Origin of the sequence: Burkholderia sp. AU33545 (assembly GCF_020419685.1) — a bacterium.
In the GTDB taxonomy this organism is placed as follows: Bacteria; Pseudomonadota; Gammaproteobacteria; order Burkholderiales; family Burkholderiaceae; genus Burkholderia; species Burkholderia diffusa.
The window spans coordinates 321833-339775 of sequence record NZ_JAIZRQ010000008.1 but is presented as its reverse complement, the minus strand read 5'-3'; the positions used below and the strand labels follow the sequence as shown (position 1 = coordinate 339775).

General features: G+C 64.5%; 8 protein-coding genes and 1 pseudogene. 6 read left to right on the top strand and 3 right to left on the bottom strand.

What is annotated here, in order from left to right:
- Positions 1-305 precede the first annotated feature (305 nt).
- Positions 306-1079: a class I SAM-dependent methyltransferase gene (locus LGM71_RS26665; RefSeq protein WP_059602566.1), complete on the bottom strand. Its 774-nt coding sequence runs from the start codon at positions 1077-1079 to the stop codon at positions 306-308.
- A 579-nt stretch (positions 1080-1658) separates the two neighbouring features.
- On the opposite strand from LGM71_RS26665, the gene LGM71_RS26660 reads away from it, so the two are divergent.
- Together LGM71_RS26660 and LGM71_RS26655 are read left to right on the top strand one after the other, a co-directional pair.
- Entirely contained in the window at positions 1659-1979 is a 321-nt protein-coding gene (locus LGM71_RS26660; protein WP_124625365.1) for a hypothetical protein, read from the top strand.
- A gap of 530 nt (positions 1980-2509) precedes the next feature.
- Positions 2510-4699, top strand: coding sequence for an ATP-binding protein (locus LGM71_RS26655; protein ID WP_151047985.1), 2190 nt, complete (start codon positions 2510-2512; stop codon positions 4697-4699).
- 58 nt (positions 4700-4757) lie between these two features.
- Here LGM71_RS26655 and LGM71_RS26650 read toward each other — a convergent pair whose 3' ends face one another.
- Positions 4758-5468 carry an MgtC/SapB family protein gene (locus LGM71_RS26650; RefSeq protein WP_226117416.1) on the bottom strand — a complete coding sequence of 237 codons (711 nt, stop codon included), beginning with the start codon at positions 5466-5468 and terminating at the stop codon, positions 4758-4760.
- A 404-nt stretch (positions 5469-5872) separates the two neighbouring features.
- Between LGM71_RS26650 and LGM71_RS26645 the strand changes: the two genes are divergently transcribed.
- Both LGM71_RS26645 and LGM71_RS26640 read left to right on the top strand, forming a co-directional pair.
- Positions 5873-6157, top strand: a complete 285-nt coding sequence (locus tag LGM71_RS26645) for a helix-turn-helix domain-containing protein (protein WP_059602554.1) — start codon at positions 5873-5875, stop codon at positions 6155-6157.
- On the top strand, positions 6147-7451 hold the full coding sequence (locus tag LGM71_RS26640; protein ID WP_226117415.1) for a HipA domain-containing protein: 1305 nt from the start codon (positions 6147-6149) through the stop codon (positions 7449-7451). The genes LGM71_RS26645 and LGM71_RS26640 overlap by 11 nt, the downstream gene beginning before the upstream one ends.
- Before the next feature lie 160 nt (positions 7452-7611).
- On the opposite strand, the pseudogene LGM71_RS26635 reads toward LGM71_RS26640, so the two are convergent.
- Positions 7612-8220 (bottom strand): annotated as a pseudogene (locus tag LGM71_RS26635) (Tn3 family transposase); the annotation flags it as partial.
- A gap of 330 nt (positions 8221-8550) precedes the next feature.
- On the opposite strand from LGM71_RS26635, the gene LGM71_RS26630 reads away from it, so the two are divergent.
- On the top strand, positions 8551-17652 hold the full coding sequence (locus LGM71_RS26630) for a hemagglutinin repeat-containing protein (protein ID WP_413226914.1): 9102 nt from the start codon (positions 8551-8553) through the stop codon (positions 17650-17652).
- A gap of 2 nt (positions 17653-17654) precedes the next feature.
- Complete coding sequence (locus tag LGM71_RS26625) at positions 17655-17909, top strand: hypothetical protein (protein WP_226117414.1); 255 nt, start codon at positions 17655-17657, stop codon at positions 17907-17909.
- Positions 17910-17943 lie beyond the last annotated feature (34 nt).

The window sequence follows — 17943 nt, the reverse complement described above, 5'->3', positions numbered from 1 at the left end:
GACACGCGCGGGCCGGCATTGGCCGGCGCTGTCGGCCGAACACGTTCATCCTGATCCGACGCTTCGGCGTCTCACGTGACCTGCATCAAGAACGGCGGCCGACGCGCGAACGGCGCTGCCTCGCGCGAGGCTTCATCTCCGTGGCCGGGCGGCATCGACGGTGAAAGCCGCGAATGAGGCCGATCTCACGCCTGCGGGGCGACGTGCGTGGTGTGGATATCCGGCTCGGGATGATGGATCGCCTCCTGAACAATGGCGTCTCGGATTCCTGGCAACCGATGTCGCGGCTGACTGAGCCCCCCATTTCACTGAAAGAACTTCGAAAGCCACCCCGGCGCCGACGCACGATCGAAAACCACGTGCAATTCCGGGCTGAACGAGCCGAATTCGAGCCCATGCTGCGTCGCCAGCAGCGTCAGCGCCTGGCTCGTATAGAACGAAATATGCCCGTTGCGCGGCACGCAGTACCACCATTGCTCGATCCCACGCGCAAGGATCTCCGGCGTGATCAGGGACGTCTGAAACAACAGTGCGCCGGCGGGCCCCCTGTACCGGATGATGTCGGCGAACAGGCTGCGGGGATCCGGATGATGCTCGAAGACTTCGAACGACAGGATCGCATCGAATTGCCCCTGCGGCGCGACGGGATGGCTGAACGGATCGTACGAGGTCACATCCGCGAACCCGCGCGCGGACAACTTCTTTTCCAGCAGCCCGAGCCCCGAGCCGAAATCGAGAATGCGGTTCTCCCGCATCGACGGAAAGCTCGTGCAGATCAGGTCGGCATGCTGCTGCGGACGATGCTCGAGATACTCCGGATCGTGGCGCGCGTAGTCGTCGTTGTACACGTGACGCGCGAAATCATCGTGCGTCCAGTGGTCGAAGGCCGGCGTGCAGGTGAACCCGCATTGTCTGCACGCGTAGTAGTAGATCGCCACGCCGACGAACGGATCGACTTTTTTCCCGGCGATCATGTCCGCGCCGCAACGCGAGAAATCGACCACGCCGCAGATGTCCGCGTCGGCACCGCACACCTTGCAGGCGATCGTCGCCGGATGATTGGTCAGATGTTCGATCATGTTGCAGTCCCCTGGTTGGTTTCAAGTGCACGCGCCACCGCTCGATCACGTCGTCCCGGCGCCCAGGCTCCGTGCGCCGGAACATCCGGGCCGACGGATACCACGGCGAATCGTCCCGATCCGCGAACCAGCGCCAGCAGCCGTCGAATCGCGACGGGATCCATGCCGACTCGTTCAGCGCACCGGCCGGGAAATTGATCGGCAATGCTTTGCGACTGCACGCGCGCTGTCGAATCGCGTTCAGATCGGGTTTTCGGGCCTGAGCGGTGTGCGGTCGAGTCCTTGTCGTTCGCTGATCGCTGCCGCTCAGGCCGCCCGACGCGCGTCGCCGGCGTACCGCGCCGCACCACGCACGAAGCGCGCAAAACCCGACTTGTACCACGGCGCGCTCGTCCCGTGCGGCGCACGATACCCGGTTTCCATCGAACATTTGTTAAATAGCTTGAATAGCCGACAACCGGTCGACAATTTGCCTTAACATCCGGCCACACGATCGACCATGGCCTCCGACAAGGGCCGCGGTCGCCCTTTCAGCCGCTCGCAAACGGGTGCGGCTTTCATTCGAACGGACGGACGACCATGCTCCAATCACCGGGAGACTCCTTCGTCGGCGGATCGCTGCTCGGCCTGTGCGTCGAGGTGCCGCTCGCCGTGCTCGTTTCGCTGATGATGCATGGCGTCGACTGGAACGGGCCGCGCATCGCGATGCTCGTCGCGACACCCGTGTTGATCGCATGCACCGTGCTGCTGACCCGTCCGGTGGCATTCAGCACGGTATGGAAGCACAAGCGCTCGCCGTTCGAGCTGGACGACAATGTGCGCGCATCCATCTACGGCCGGCTGACCGGCATCGCGCTCGGCCTGGTGTTCGGCATCATGGTCGCGACGACGTTTTCCTGATGACAGGCGTTCGCGCGTAGCACATCGGCCTCGCGCAGCACGGCACCCCGTTGCATAAGAAGATCCCTCCCCCCGTGACCCGGCTCGCGTCCATCGGACGATTCCATCGATCGATATGACCGCGAGCACCGGTCGCCGCGCGTCGCACGGGCTGTGCGTAAAGTTCTGAGCATTCGCCGTCGGGCGCCGGGATTGCGCCGCGCCACCCGACGCGCCGCAGGTTCGTCCGGTCTTGCCACTGACCGGCGACTACTCCGGCTCGGGACGGACCGGCGAGCCGCCTCTACCGCGCCACCCTGATCGCGCATCCGTCCTGCGATCCGCGGCAGAATTTACAAACGCAGCGTCACCCGGCACCGCCCGCGCATGCCGGGCTCATGCCGCACGGCCCTCGGGCCTGGGCGCGCGCGCGGCACGCGGCTTGCTCGTGTCGGCCCGGATATGGCTGCGGCACGGAATCGCCGGCCGCCAACGGCATTGTCTGGTCGTGAGCGATGAAAACTGCATCTCCCCTGCTGGAATCGGCACCGATGCGGGCCGATCACTTCGTCCAGTTCTACGAGTCCGATGCGCAGCTCGTGTCGGAAGTCGCACTGTTCGCGGCCGATGCGCTGCGCGCGGGCGGCAGCGCGATCGTGATCGCGCGACCCGACTGCCTCGCGGCGGTGCACGAACGCCTGCGCACGCTCGGCGCACCGATCGGCCACGCGGCCCGCGAGCGCATCTTCATGTCGAGCGCGCAGACGCTGCTCGACAGCTTCATGGACGGCGACCTCCCTGACCCCGCGCGCTTTCGCCGCTCGATCGGCACGATCGTCGAAGCGGCGGTCCGCGCCGGCCGACCCGTGCATGTGTTCGGCGAAATGGTCGCGCTGCTGTGCGCGCAGGAGCGGTACGCCGGTGCGCTGCGGCTCGAAGCGCTATGGAACGAGCTGATCGAGCAACATCGCTTCTCGCTTTACTGCGGCTATCCGGGCGACGTGTTTCCAAGCGCCGAGCAATCGGAGACGTTCCGCCATGTATGCGCGCTGCATCGCCGCATCCTGCCCGATGCATCGCTGCGCAACGACGAAAACGAGCTGCACCTGACGCTGGCGCTGTCGCAGCAGCGCTCGCGCGCGCTGAGCGACGAGATCCGCCGTCGCGAGGACGCCGAGCAGCAACGCAATGGCGTCCTGATGCACGCGCCGTTGCCGATCGCGCTGCTGTCGGGCGCCGCACACCGGATCGTGCTCGCGAATCACCGTTTCTCGGAGCTGTGCGGCCGGACCGACATCGTCGACCAGCGGCTGACGTCGGTGCTACCCGGCGGCGATACGCCGGCGATCGTGCGCGCGCTGGAAACCGCCCGCACGCTGGGCCGCTCGACGACGATCAGCGAGCACCGCGACCGGCCCGAGCCGGACGACGCCCGCGTGTACCGGCTGCACTTCAATCCGCAGCCGCTCGCGGACGGGCTCGGCGTGATCGTCAGCGCGGTCGAGGTGACCGAGCACGTCGCCGCGCGCGAGAAGCTCGTCGCCGCGAATGCCGAGCGCGACCGGCTGCTCGGCGAACTTCGTGACGCGAATCAGGCGAAGGATCAGTTTCTCGCGGTGCTCGGCCATGAGCTGCGTAATCCGCTGACGCCGATCTCGCTCGCGCTGGAGCTGATCCGCCATCGCGACGGCCAGGCGACGCCGAACGAGATCGCGATCATCCAGCGGCAGCTCGATCACATGGTCCGGCTGATCGACGATCTGCTCGACGTGTCGCGCATCACGCGCGGCAAGATCACGCTGAAGAAGGAACCCGTGCAGCTCGCGGACATCGTCGACCGCGCGGTCGAGGTCGCGAGTCCGCTGTTCGAGCAGCGCCGTCACCGCCTGCATGTCGACACCGATCCGGACGCGCGCTGCCACGGCGACTCGGTGCGGCTGTCGCAGGTCGTCGCGAACCTGCTGACCAACGCGGCGAAATACACGCTGCCGGGCGGCGACATCACGGTGCGCGCGGCCCGCGGCGCCGACGGCACCGCGCTCGTCGAGGTAAGCGACAACGGCGCCGGCATTCCGCGCGACCGCCTCGACAGCATCTTCGAGCCGTTCTACCGGCTCGACGGCGACGCGAAGCAGGCGCACGGCGGCCTCGGTATCGGCCTCGCGCTCGTGCGCAGTCTCGTCACCCTGCACGGCGGCACGGTGCGCGCGGACAGCGCCGGACCCGGCTGCGGCAGCACGTTTACGATCTCACTGCCCGAGTACCGGCCGAAAGCCGTGGCAATGGCCGCGCCGCAGCCGCCGCACGGCATCCGCGACATGGCGCCGGGCCGCACCGGCCGGCGCGTGATGCTGGTCGACGACAACGAGGATGCCGCGTCGACACTCGCGCAATGGCTGCGCGAGGCCGGTCACGAAGTCGCCGTCGTGCACGACCCGGTGACCGCGCTGGCCGCGTACCGCGCTTACCGTCCCGACGTCGCGATCCTCGACATCGGGCTGCCGGTGATGGACGGCTATGAACTGCTGAGGCGGCTGAAGGCGATCAACGAAGTCACGCCGTGCATCTTTCTCGCGCTGACCGGCTATGGCCGCAACGCGGATCGCGAACGCTGTCTCGCGACCGGGTTTCTGGAGCATTTCGTGAAACCGGTCGACCCGGCCGCACTTCATCTCGCGATGAGCCCGCCCAACCCGAACGGCGATTCGCACGACGGTGCCGGAGCGGAAGCCGGACGCTGAACGGGGCACGGAACACCGGGGCACGCAGCCAACCTACGCTCGGAAAGCGTCGTGCGGCTCAGTTCTCCGCGGAACAACGGATCGAAGTCAGGCCAGCCAATTCGGCGATCCGGATCAGTTGAGGCAGCATCGCATCGGCGTTGGCCGGTTCGCGCCACGCTACGAACAGTTCCTCTTCGCGCGCCGCACGCGCGGCCGTTTCGCGAAAACCGCGCGTGCGGCACGCGAAGCCAGCGTCGCGCAGCCCGGTCGTCAGACGCTCGCGCGCCGGCGAGCCGAATTCGTACTCGATCGTGATCAGTGCCGTCCTGACGCGCCGCACGCGCTGCTCGACCAGCCGCAGCGGCCACACGACGAGGAGTCCGAGCACGAGCCCGAACGCGCCGAGCGACAACTGGCCGCCGCCGATGCACAGACCGACCACGGTCACGAACCACAGCGTCGCGGCTGTCGTCACGCCGGATACGAGGCCGTCGCGATGCAGGATCGCGCCGCCGCCGATAAAGCCCATCCCGGTCAGGATGCCGAGCGGCAGGCGCATCAGGTCGAGCACCGAGAACGCGCCCTGCGGCTTGCCGGCCTGCAGCAGCAACGCATTGACCTGAAGCATCGACAGGCACGCGGCAAGGCAGACGAGGATCGTCGTGCGCAGCCCGGCCGTCTTGCCGGATTCGCTGCGATCGAGGCCGATCAGTCCGCCCGCGACCAGCGCGAGGGCGATCCTGACGAGGACCGCATCCCACTGAAGTACGACCGGCATCGGCTCCATGCGCGCCTCCCTCCCAATCCGTCATGTGTGACACGTCGCGGTGCCGCCGCGGGCGGCGCTTGCGGGGCGCAAGGTTCGGGCCCGACCTGTTTGTGGAATGACGGACGCGCGCCGCGCGGGCCGTCGACGACGACGTTGGCCCACTGACCGTGATCGCCGCCGGCGGATAACCGTCGGCGCCATGCATCCTCGCCGGCCTGGCCGGCTCGACACTTTTTCGTATTCGATTGGATACGAAGGCGGTTTCAACATACAGCTCTACGAGCTTTTGTTCCCGTTCGGGTACGAAACGATGTTCCGAGTCCTTTTACTGGACTTTCGTTCCTGTACGGATACGAAATGATGCTCGGGCCGTCGAGTTGTGCAATACTGTTCCCGATCAGATACGAAGTACGGAGAACGTCATGTCGGAGTCCCAGTCCGTCGACACGATCGGCGCGCTCGCCCATCTCATCCGCGCGGCGCGGCTCCAGCAGGGGTTCACGCGCGACGAACTCGCGAACGCGACCGGGCTGTCGCCGAAATTCATCAGCCAGGTGGAAGCCGGCAAGCCGACCGCGCAAATCGGCAAGGTCATGATGCTGCTCGGCGAGCTGGGCGTGCGCCTGTACGCCGAGTCGTCGGTCGAGATTTCGGAAGCCACTGCGCTGAAGGCCGCGCAACGCCGCAGGAGCAGCCATGGCGGCTAGAAAGCTGATCGCCTCCGCCAACGGCGAGCGCATGGGCACGCTGACCGACGACAAAGGCATCTGGTCGTTCGCGTACGACCCGCAATGGCTCGCGTCCCCGACCGCCTATCCGCTGTCGCCGGCGTTCGCGCTGCGCGCCGGCACCTTCACCGATACGTCTACCGATCGCCCGGTCCAGTGGTTCTTCGACAACCTGCTGCCGGAGGAAGGCATGCGCACGTCGCTCGCGCGCGAGGCGAAGGTCGATGCCGCCGACGCGTGGGGCCTGCTCGCGTACTTCGGGCGCGAATCGGCCGGCGCGCTGACGCTGCTGGCCGACGGCGAACAGGAAGCGCCCGGCAGCCTGCAGCCACTGCCGCTCGACGAGCTCGAACGCCGAATCCAGGCAATGCCCGAGCGCGCGCTGACGGCCACCGCACCCAAGCGCATGTCGGCGGCCGGCGCGCAGCAGAAGCTGCTGGTGGTGCTGCGCGGCAACGCATCCGACTACACGCTGTACGAGCCGGTCGGCAGCGAGCCGTCGATGCACCTGCTCAAGCCGGACATGCGCGCGGCCGGCTACCCGCACTCGGCGATCAACGAATTCTTCTGCATGAAGCTCGCGAAGCGGATGGGGCTCGACGTGCCCGACGTGCACTTCCTGCGCGCGCCATCCGCGTGCTACGTGATCGACCGGTTCGACCGCGACGTCGCGTCGGCGCCGGCCGGGCGCGTGCATACGATCGACGCGATGCAGTTGCTCAACTACGACCGCGGCTTCAAGTACCAGCGCGCGAATGCGCAGGAGCTTGCCCGCGCGATCGACCGCACCAGCACGCGCGCGCTGGCACGCCTGTCGGTATTCCGCTGGACCGTGTTCAACGTGGTGGTCGGCAATGCCGACGCGCACCTGAAGAACCTGTCGTTCTTCGTCGACGCGCGCGGTTACCGGCTTGCGCCGTTCTATGACATCGTCAGCACGGTCGTGTATCACACGCCGACGCACCGGCCCGACCATCGTGGCGATCATTGGCCGCACTGCGAACTGACGATGCCGCTCGGCACCGCGACGCGATTTGTCGATATCGATGTGGATGCGCTGATCGCGTTCGGACAGGCAATCGGGCTCAGGGACAAGGCGGCGGCGAGCGAGCTGAGGCGCTTTCTCGAACCGCTCGATCGCCACGTGGCGCAGACGCTCGATGACGTGCGGGCAATCGCGCGCCCGGACGCCGGCGAGACGCGGTTGCTGAATTCGATCGCGGCGATGCCGATCGCCGAGATGGGGCGCGCGCTTCGGCGGACGCGCGATTGAGCAGGGATGCGCAGGCGGCGTCCTGCCCTGCATCATGCTCCGATCTCGTCCGGGACTTCGACGCGCGCGCGTCACGCACCTCGCTACCGCAGCGCCGCCCCTTCCGACCGAACATGCCAGAGGGTCGACCGGGATTCGCGAAATTTTCGCCAAAAAGTACTTAAGCGGCTGATTTAAACGAAAAATATATTGACGGGTCGAGCGGCGGAGCTTTGCGATGAAGGTCCAGCAGATATGACCCGAGCCGATTGATGTGGTCGCGGCGATACGGCGACAGCGCCTGCAGTACGTCGGCGTCGACGGGATGCCCCTTCTCCTGCAGCGCTTTCAGCGTCCTCGACATCCATTGCACGTTGTAGAGGATCACCATGTTCGCGACAAGCTGGTTGTATTTGATGACCTTGCGCTGCTCGTGCCGGAGATTTTCCGCAATGACTTCGCCGCCGAACATCAGCCATTTCGAGAAGTCGTTGAACTGCTCGCTCTTGTTGGTCGCCGCGTGAATCGTTTGGCGCATCTCCGGGTCGTTGATGTAGCGCAGCAGGAACATCGTCCGGATCACGCGACCGAGCTCGCGAAACGCGAAGTACAGCTTGTTCTTCACACTCCCTGAGCCGAGCCGTCGCAGGATCGTCGAGGGCGTCATTCGGCCGGCCTTGATCGAGATCGCGACGCGGAGCATGTCCGGGACATGCCGCTCGATCAAGGACCAATCGATGCTGGCGCGAAACAGTGACTCGATGTGTTTGTAGCGTCGGCGGCGATCGGGCTAGTAGCGCGGCGGCGTTGCTGCTGAATGACGCCGAAGGCAACGCCGGAGACATCGGGTTGCCGCGTATGGGATGATGCCGGCCTCTCAGGTTCTGGCCGGGTTCCCCGACCTGCTGGAACATTTTCAAGCCGACGCGTTTGCGTCGGCTTTTTTTCGTTCGGCTTTCCGCTGCACGCCAGCAACGTGCCTCGTCAATCGGACGCGTCTGAAAACCGGAATTTGTCTTTTTCCGTCAACGGCTTGGCAATTGTTGACAGTCGTCTTTAGGGGATTTAGTAAGCTCGCGCACAATAATCCAACGAATAGGCGCGGGCCGCGTCGGCAAGAATGAACAAAAATACGCATCGCCTGGTGTATTCCAGGCTTCGGGGTATGGTGGTGGCCGTCGCGGAGACGGCGACCACCGAGGGCAAATCGGCTACTGGCGAGGCGCGCGCTCGCCGGCGCTCATCCACGTCGGGCGCACTCGCCGCAGTCGCGGGTATCACCGCGCTCGGCATGCTGCCTACGCTGTCCGATGCGCAAATCGTCCCAACGCCGGGCACCCCCACGCACGTGATCCAGACGCCGAACGGCTTGCCTCAGGTCAACGTGGCAGCGCCGTCGGGCGCCGGCGTTTCGGTCAACACCTACAACCAGTTCGACGTCTCGCGCGCCGGCGCGATTCTGAACAACTCGGCCACGATGGTCCAGACCCAGCAGGCGGGCTGGATCAACGGCAACCCGAATTATGGCGCGGGCCAGGCCGCACGGATCATCGTCAACCAGGTCAACAGCCCGAACCCTTCCCAAATTCGCGGCGCTTTGGAGATCGCAGGCGCTCGAGCGGAGCTTGTCCTAGCGAATCCTTCGGGCATTTTTCTCGATGGGGCGTCCTTTATCAATACCAGTCGCGCGACCCTGACCACGGGCGTGCCGTACTACGGTGCCGACGGCTCACTTGCCGGCTACAACGTCAACCGGGGGCTCGTGACGGTCGCCGGCGCTGGCCTGAACGCGTCGAACATCGACGGGGTCGATCTGATTGCGCGCGCGGTGCAGGTGAACGCCGCTGTCTACGCGAAGAACCTGAACGTGATTGCCGGCGCGGCCCAGGTCAACCACGACACGCTCGCCGCGACGCCGATCGCCGGCGACGGCCCCGCCCCGTCGGTCGCGATCGACGTGAGCCAGTTGGGCGGTATGTATAGTGATCGGATCTTCCTCGCGTCGAACGAGTTCGGTGTGGGGGTGGCCAACGCCGGCACGATCGCCGCACAGGCCGGTGACCTGACGCTGCAGTCGAACGGCCGGCTCGTGCAGACGGGCAAGACCACGGCGAGCGGCAACCTCGCACTGTCGGCTGCCGGTGGCATCCAGAACAGCGGCACGACATACGCGCAACAGTCGGCGTCGGTGAATACCGCCGCCGATCTGACGAACACCGGGACACTCGCCGCGCAACAGAATACGACCGTGAACGCGGGCAGCGTCAACTCGACGGGCACGCTCGGCGCGGGCGTGAACAACGACGGCTCCGTCGGACGCGGCGGCGATCTGAACGTGACGGCGTCGGGCCAGCTGAGCGCGACCGGCCAGAACGTCGCGGGCGGCAATGCGTCGCTGACCGGCGGCAACGTGAATCTCTCCGGTAGCCAGACCGCGGCGAACGGCAATCTGTCGCTGAGCGCGACAGCCGGCGATGTGAATCTCGCAAACGCGACGACGAGCGCCCAAGGGGCTGTCTCGGCGAACGCGTCGGGCACGGTGATCAACGATCACGGCAGCCTGTCGAGCGGCGGCAGCACCACGCTTTCCGGCGGCAGCCTCTCGAACCAGGGCGGCAAGGTCTCGTCGCAAGGCCCGCTGTCGGTCAACGTGGCCGGCCAGGTTGCCAACCAGTCCGGCGAACTGGTCTCCGAAAGCACGGCGGACGTGCGCGGTGGCGCCATCGCGAACAATCAAGGCACCATCCAGAGCGCCGGGCACGCGTCGGTCGACGGGATCACGATCGACAACACGGCGGGCCGAATCACTTCGCTGAACGGTGACGGGCTGACGCTGAGCGCAACCGGTCAACTGACGAACGCGGCGGGTACGACGGCAAACGGTGCGCAAGGCGGCGTCATCGGCGGCAACGGAGACGTGTCGGTCCAGGGCGCAAACGTTGTCAACCGCGGCGCGATCACGTCCAATACGAATCTGCGTGTTGCGGGCCAGTCGGTCGACAACGGTAGCGGCACCCTGCAGGCCGCCCAGAACGTCGTGGTCGATGCCGGCGCGCACCTGGCGAACAGCGGTGGTTCGATTGTCGGCCAGACGGCGACGCTCAGCGGAACGACGCTCGACAACAGCGCCGGCACCGTGCAGGCCGATCAGGTCTCGTTGAACGCAACCGATGTCGTGAACCACGGCGGCACCATCACGCAGACCGGCGCCGGCGCAATGGCCGTCAACGTGTCGGGCACGTTCGACAATTCCAGCCGCGGCACGCTGCAGACCAATAGCACCGACCTGACGCTCGCGCCAGCAGTGCTGAAGAACGACGGCGGCACCATCACCCATGCCGGCACCGGCGCGCTGACGCTCGGCAGCCAATCCGGCTCGCTATCAAACGTCGGCGGCTCGATCGCGAGTAACGGCCGAGTCGTCGCGCAAACCGGCACGCTGAACAACGCGTCGGGCTCGATCAGCGCGCAGAACGGATTGGCGGCAACCGTCGCCGGCACGCTGAACAATGCAGGCGGCAAGCTGTTGTCGAACACGGACGTGAGCGTCACCAGCGGTACGCTGGCGAATGACAGCGGTCAGATCGGCGCCAGCACGAACGCGACGATCCACACGGGTTCGATGACGAACCAGAGTGGCTCGATCGTCGCGCCGAACCTGTCGGTCACGGCCGATTCGACGCTCGACAACAGCAGCGGCAAACTCGAAGCGAACCAGCTCACGCTGACAGCCGCGACCCTCGCGAACCGCGGCGGCACCATCACGCAGTACGGTTCGTCGGCGATGGGCATGAACGTCATCGGCACGCTCGACAACTCGGCCGCCGGCGTCATCCAGACCAACAGTACGGACCTGACGCTCACGCCGGCCGAGCTGAACAACGCGGGCGGCACCATTACGCATGCCGGCGCGGGCACGCTGACAATCGCACCGGGCAACGGAGCCAGCGCGCTGAACAACGCGTCGGGAACCATCGTGACGAAGGGGCAAGCCGTCGTCAACGCCAGCAGCTGGAACAATGCGAGCGGCATCCTGGCGGCGCAACGCGGCATCAACGCCACGATTTCGGGCGACGTGAACAACGCGCAGGGACTGCTGCGGTCGGATACCTCGTTCTCGCTGACGAGCGGCGGCGCTCTGTCGAACCGCAGCGGCCACATTCAGGCCGGGCAATCGACCGCGGGCGATGCCAGTACGCTCAACATTCAATCGGCCTCGATCAACAATGCGGACGGCGCCATTGTCGACCTTGGCGCCGGCAAGATGACCGTACAGGGCGGCAGCCAGATCACGAACAGCCACGCCGGCGGCGTATCGGGCATGGGCGCCATCACCGGCAACGGCGACGTGACGGTCAGCGCGGCGTCGATCAGCAACACGCAGGGCGGCCAGCTCAGCGGCGCTGCGCTGCATGTCCAGGGCAATACCCTCGACAACAGCGGCGGCACCATTGGCAATGTCGCGAACTCGAGCGGCAATGTCGACGTGACGACGAGCGGCGCGATCACCAACGCGAGCGGGCAAATCAGCTCGACGCACGACCTGACGGTGACGGCGGCGACGCTGCAAGGCGGTGGCACCTACAGCGCCGCGCATGACGCGAACGTGAACCTGCAGGGCGATTACACGGCGGCGGCCGACACGCAGTTCAACGTCAGGCACGATCTCGCCTTCACGCTGCCCGGCACCTTCACGAACAATGCGAACCTGCAGTCTGTCAACGACCTGAGTGTCAATGCGGGCAATATCGTGAACGTCGGTGCCTTGACGGCTGGCGGCCTGCTGCACACGCAATCGGCCAACCTGACCAATACGGGTGCACTCGTGGGTGCCAGCGCGTCACTCAACGCAACGGGTACGATCTCGAACCTCGGACCGACCGCGCTGATTGGCGCATCGGACAGCAACGGCACGCTCGAGCTCCTCGCGCACGACATCGAGAACCGCGACGACACGAGCGCGGCCGATACGATGGCCACGACCGCCATCTTCGGCATGGGCAAGGTCGTGCTGGCGGGCGGCAAGGACTCGAGCGGTAACTACAGGAACGCGGCGCTGGTGAACAACGCGTCGGCGCTGATCCAGTCGGGCGGTAACATGGAGCTGCACGCCGACAAGATCACGAACACGCGCCGCGTGATGACGACCTCAACCAGTTCGATCGATCCATCGCTGCTCGGGCAGTTCGGGATTCCGATCAGCGGCCGCACGGGCCAGATCGGCGTGAAGGATCCGGACAGCATCGGCGGCGTCTACACAGAGCCGCCCCACGGCGGTCAGTGGAACAGCACGTATCAGTTCACGACCTACTACGCGGACAGCGCGACGGCGACGACCGTGACAGGCATCAGTGCGGCCGGCCAGATCGTGTCGGGCGGGAACATCGACGCGTCGTCGGTCGGCACGCTGCAGAATTACTGGAGCAATATCGCGGCAGTCGGCGACATCAAGATTCCGTCGCACTACGACGCGGACGGTTGGGCGGCGTCCGGGCAAAAACTGCCGGGCGTGACAGTCTCCTACTCGGGGCAGTATCACTACAACAACTACGACAATTCCGAGCACGACTGGCAACTGCCGTTCGGCAACGCGCCGTTCGTCGGCAGTCGCCCGGGCGGCTATACGCAGGCGGCACCGGCGTCGATCAAGGATTACAAGCTGCCGGGCTACGACTCGACGTTGAGTTCGAACGGCACGATTTCGGGAACGGGCGTCAGTGTCAACAACACGGCGGGTAATGCATCGATTCCGTCACTCGGTCTGCTGCCCGGGCAGTCGGTGCCCGGCCTGACGCCTGGCAACCTGAGCGGTAGCGCGAGCGGTGCGAAATCGGGGGCGTCGGCAGTGCATGGCGGTCCGTCGGCGCCGGTCGACCCGATCATCGCCAGCGCGACGGCGCTGAACGTCCTGAACAACCTCACCATTCCGCAGGGCGGCCTGTTCAAGCCGACGACTGCGCCGAATGCGAGCTACGTGATCGAGACGAACCCGGCGTTCACGAACCAGAAGAATTTCATCTCGAGCGACTACTTCTTCGGTCAGCTCGGCGTCGACCTCACGCACATCCCGAAACGCCTCGGCGACGGCTTCTACGAGCAGCAGCTTGTGCGCAACGAAGTGACCGCGCTGACCGGCAAGGCGGTGCTTGGGCCGTACGCAGACCTGCAGACCATGTATCAGTCGCTGATGGCGGCCGGCGCGGATCTGTCGAAGTCGCTTGATCTGCCGATCGGCGCGAGCCTGTCGGCGGAACAGGTGTCGAAGCTGACCAGCAACGTGATCATGATGGAGACGCGCGTGGTCGACGGCCAGTCGGTGCTGGTGCCCGTCGTGTATCTCGCGAAGGCCAGCCAGCAGAACATCGACGGACCGTTGATTAGCGCGACGAACATCGATTTCCAGAACGCACAGTCATTCACGAACAGCGGCACGATCAAGGCGGACAACACGCTGGCAATTCAGGGCAAGCAGATCGACAACGCATTCGGCGCGCTGCAAAGCGGCGGGCTGATGTCGCTGAAGACCGAGAACAACATCGACCTGACGTCGGCCAATGTGAAGGCCGGCAGCCTGCAGCTGGATGCCGGGAAAGACCTGATTCTCGATACGGCGACGAAGACGAACACGCGGGTGAGCCGCGACGGCGCGACGAGCGTGGTGACCACGCTCGGGCCGACCGCCAAACTCGACGTCGCAGGCGATGCGTCGATCGTGACCGGCGGCAACTTCCAGCAGAACGCGGGCAGCCTGTCGGTTGGTGGCAATCTCGGCATGAATGTTGGCGGCAACTGGGATCTCGGCGCGGTGCAGACCGGCGAGCACAAGATCGTGCAGCGCGCGAACGGCGTGTCGAATACCGACATCAACAAAGTGACCGGCAGCTCGGTGCAGGTTGGCGGCGCTTCACTGATCGGCGTTGGCGGCGATCTTACCGCCAAGGGCGCACAGATCGACCTCGGCCAAGGCGGGGCGATCGCAGCCAAGGGCAACGTCACGCTCGGCGCGGCGAGCGCGACCTCGACCGTGAACAGCAACAGCTCGGGCAGCGACAGTCACGGCAGCTATGCGGAGACGCTGCATACGTTGGATCAAGCACTGACCGGGACGACGCTCAAGGGCGGCGACACGGTGAATATCGTGTCGGGCAAGGACATTACCGTAAACGGCAGTGCGATTAGCCTCGACAAGGGCAACGCGAACCTGCTGGCGGCCGGCAACGTGAATATCGGCGCGGCGACCGAAACGCATGAGCTGAACTCACACGAGACGCATAGCCACAGCAACGTCGTGAGCGGCGTGAAGGTCGCGAGCGGGATCGACCAGACGATGACGCTGAATCAGGGTAGTCTCGTATCAGCGGACGGTGTGAACATCGTCAGTGGGAAGGACGTCAATGTTCAGGGCAGTACCATCGTCGGAACGAACGACGTTGCACTCACGGCCGCGCGTAACGTGACGGTTACGACGTCGCAGGATACCTTGCAGTCGTCGAGCTACTACGACAAGAAGGAGTCCGGGCTGATGTCGGGCGGTGGCCTGTCTGTGTCGATCGGCAGCAGTTCGCTGAAGACGACCAGTCAGACGACCGAGGTGTCGAACAACGCCAGTTCGATCGGTTCGCTGAAGGGCAACATCAGCATCACCGCTGGAAACGACCTGCACGTGACGGGAAGCGACCTGATCGCAGCGAAGAATCTCAGCGGCACTGGCGCAAACGTGACGATCGACGCCGCGCAGGACACGAACCACCGCGGCGAGACGCAGGAAGTGTCGAAGAGCGGCCTGACGCTGGCGCTGAAGGCGCCGGTAATCGACGCGGTGTCGAATGCGGTGGGTCAATCGCGTGCGTCCAGTAATAGCCAGGATGGCCGTGCAGCGGCGCTGCACGGGATGGCCGCGGCCAGCGCGGCGTGGGATGCAAACGTAGCCGCAGGCGATCTGGTTAGATCGCTGGGGGCTGGCGAGACGCCGCAGTTCAAGGTCGAGGTCAGCGTCGGCAGCAGCCATAGCAAGAGTGCATTTACCGAGAACAGCGTGACGAATCGCGGCTCAAACGTGAATGCGGGCGGAACGGTGGCATTTGCGGCAACGGGGAACGGGCAGCCGGGTAGCGGCAATGTGACGATCGCCGGCTCGAATGTGAACGCAAACGACGTGATTCTGGCGGCAAAAAATCAGGTCAATATCGTCAATACGACGGACACCGACTCGACGCGCAGCACGAACGAGTCGAAGAGCGCGAGCGTGGGTGTGTCGGTCGGCACGGGCGGGTTTGGTGTTTCCGCGGCGATGTCGAAGGCCAACGGCGATGGCAACAGCGATCTGGCCACGCAGAACAACAGTCACGTGAACGCGGCAAACGGCGTGACGATCATTTCGGGCGGCGATACGAATATCATCGGCTCGAACGTGAAGGGTAATCAGGTGAACGCCGATGTGGGCGGGAATCTGAACATCGTGAGTGTGCAAGATACGATGTCGAGCGCGGCGCAACAGTCGAGTTCTGGCGGCGGCTTCAGCATCAGTCAGGGCGGCGCCAGTGCGAGCTTCAGCCAGAGCAAGGGCAATGCGTCGGGCAGTTATGCGGGCGTTAATGAACAAGCCGGGATTCAGGCGGGTGACGGCGGCTTCAATATCAACGTCACCGGCAATACCGACCTGAAAGGCGGGCTGATTGCGAGCGCCGCCGATGCGTCGAAGAATTCGCTGACGACGGGTTCCCTCTCCTACTCCGACATCCAGAACCAGTCGCACTACGACGCGAGCTCGAGCGGCTTCAGCGCGGGCGCGACGACCGGCGACGGCGGGATGAACTACAGCACGCACGGCAGCACGTCGGGCAAGAATGCCGGTGGTGCCGCGCCCATGCTCGGCCAGAACGACAGCGGCAGCGACATTGCGACGACGAAGAGCGGCGTCAGCGCCGGAACGATCACGATCACGGATTCGGCGAACCAGAAGCAGGATGTGGCGAGCTTGAACCGCGATACGACGAACACGAATGGTACGGTTGCCAAACTGCCCGACATGCAGAATCTGCTGGCCAAACAGGCGGACATGATGGCAGCGGCGAGCGCGGCCGGTGAGGCGGTGTCTCGCCGGATCGGGGACTACGCGGACAAGATGATGAAGGACGCGGCGGCCAACGGTGACCAGGCAGGCGTCGATGCGTGGAAAGAAGGCGGAGCGAACCGCGCGCTGATGCAAGGTGCTGGCGCGGCGCTGGTGACGGGACTGGCTGGCGGCAATGCGGTTGGCGGCGCAGCCGGCGCGGCGATTGCGTCGATCGCATCAGGCAAGCTGAACGAGCTGAGCAGCGCGATCGCAGGCAGCGATCCGACCGGCAACGCCAATATGAATCAGGCGCTGGGCAACATCGTGGCGAACGCGCTTGCGACGGGGGCCGGCGCTGTCGTGGGCGGTGAATCGGGGGCGTTCTCGGGGTACAACGTTGACCGGTTCAATCGGCAGTTGCATCCGGATGAATATGCGAGGGCAAAGAAGGACGCGAAGATCGTAGCAGAGAAGCTTGGGATAAGCGTGCAGGAAGCCGAGGGGCGAATCGTGGCTGAAATACTGCGCAATTCCGACGAGCAGACAGCAGAGGCGTCTGGTGGAAAGCACGATTGGGAAATTCGAAGCATCGTAGGATGCCAGAACCTGAATTGCGACGGCTACAAGAACGATTCCCAGTATACAAATCACGATTACAACAGCCAGTACATCAAGAAAAATCAGGACACGTATAATGCCGGACAGCAGCAGCTCGGAACCGGACTGACCGATGCAGAATTACGTAATCAGAATCTCGCTTACGAGCGCACCGGAAAGGCGGCGATTGCTGTCACTGCCTGTTTGGTATCGGGAGGCGCTGCTTGTAAAGCGGCAGCTTCTGGATTGGCAACAACGCTCGGGTTGAGTTTTTTGTCAGGGAAGCCCTTGACAACCGCTGAAACTATCGGTGGATTTTATGGGGGAGCACTGGGCGGAATATACGGGCAAGCTTTGGGTACATGGGCGGGCGGCACAAATTCGCTAATACAGTCTGCCGTTCTTTTCGTGACCAAGACGGGAACGATTGCCGCTGGAAAACAAATTGGTGTTCCGCTGGGTAATGCGACTGGACTATCGCAATCGGTGGACCCATTTTTCGATCCATCCACCAACCCTTGGTGGGGGATAAGAAATACCTGGGATCAAATTAAGGGGCCGAGGAAATGACCATGGAAGTTGGCGCGATAATAATTGCTCTCGCAGTCTTGCTATTTACATTTTTTCTTTTTGGAAGAAATCTGGAGGATTCGTTTAGAGCGAAATTTTTATACTGGTTAAAATCAACGATGGTCATGGCACCACTTCTGTTTGCATGGTTCGCTTACAACGAACCGGCTGCACTCAGTACTATTGGAGCGTTAGTGAGCGTCGGCCTTGCTGCTGCCTTCACCTTCGGGAGATCATACCTTCTTGCAATGTTGTAGCACGGAGAACGGAGGTGATGGGTTCTGCGTGTAG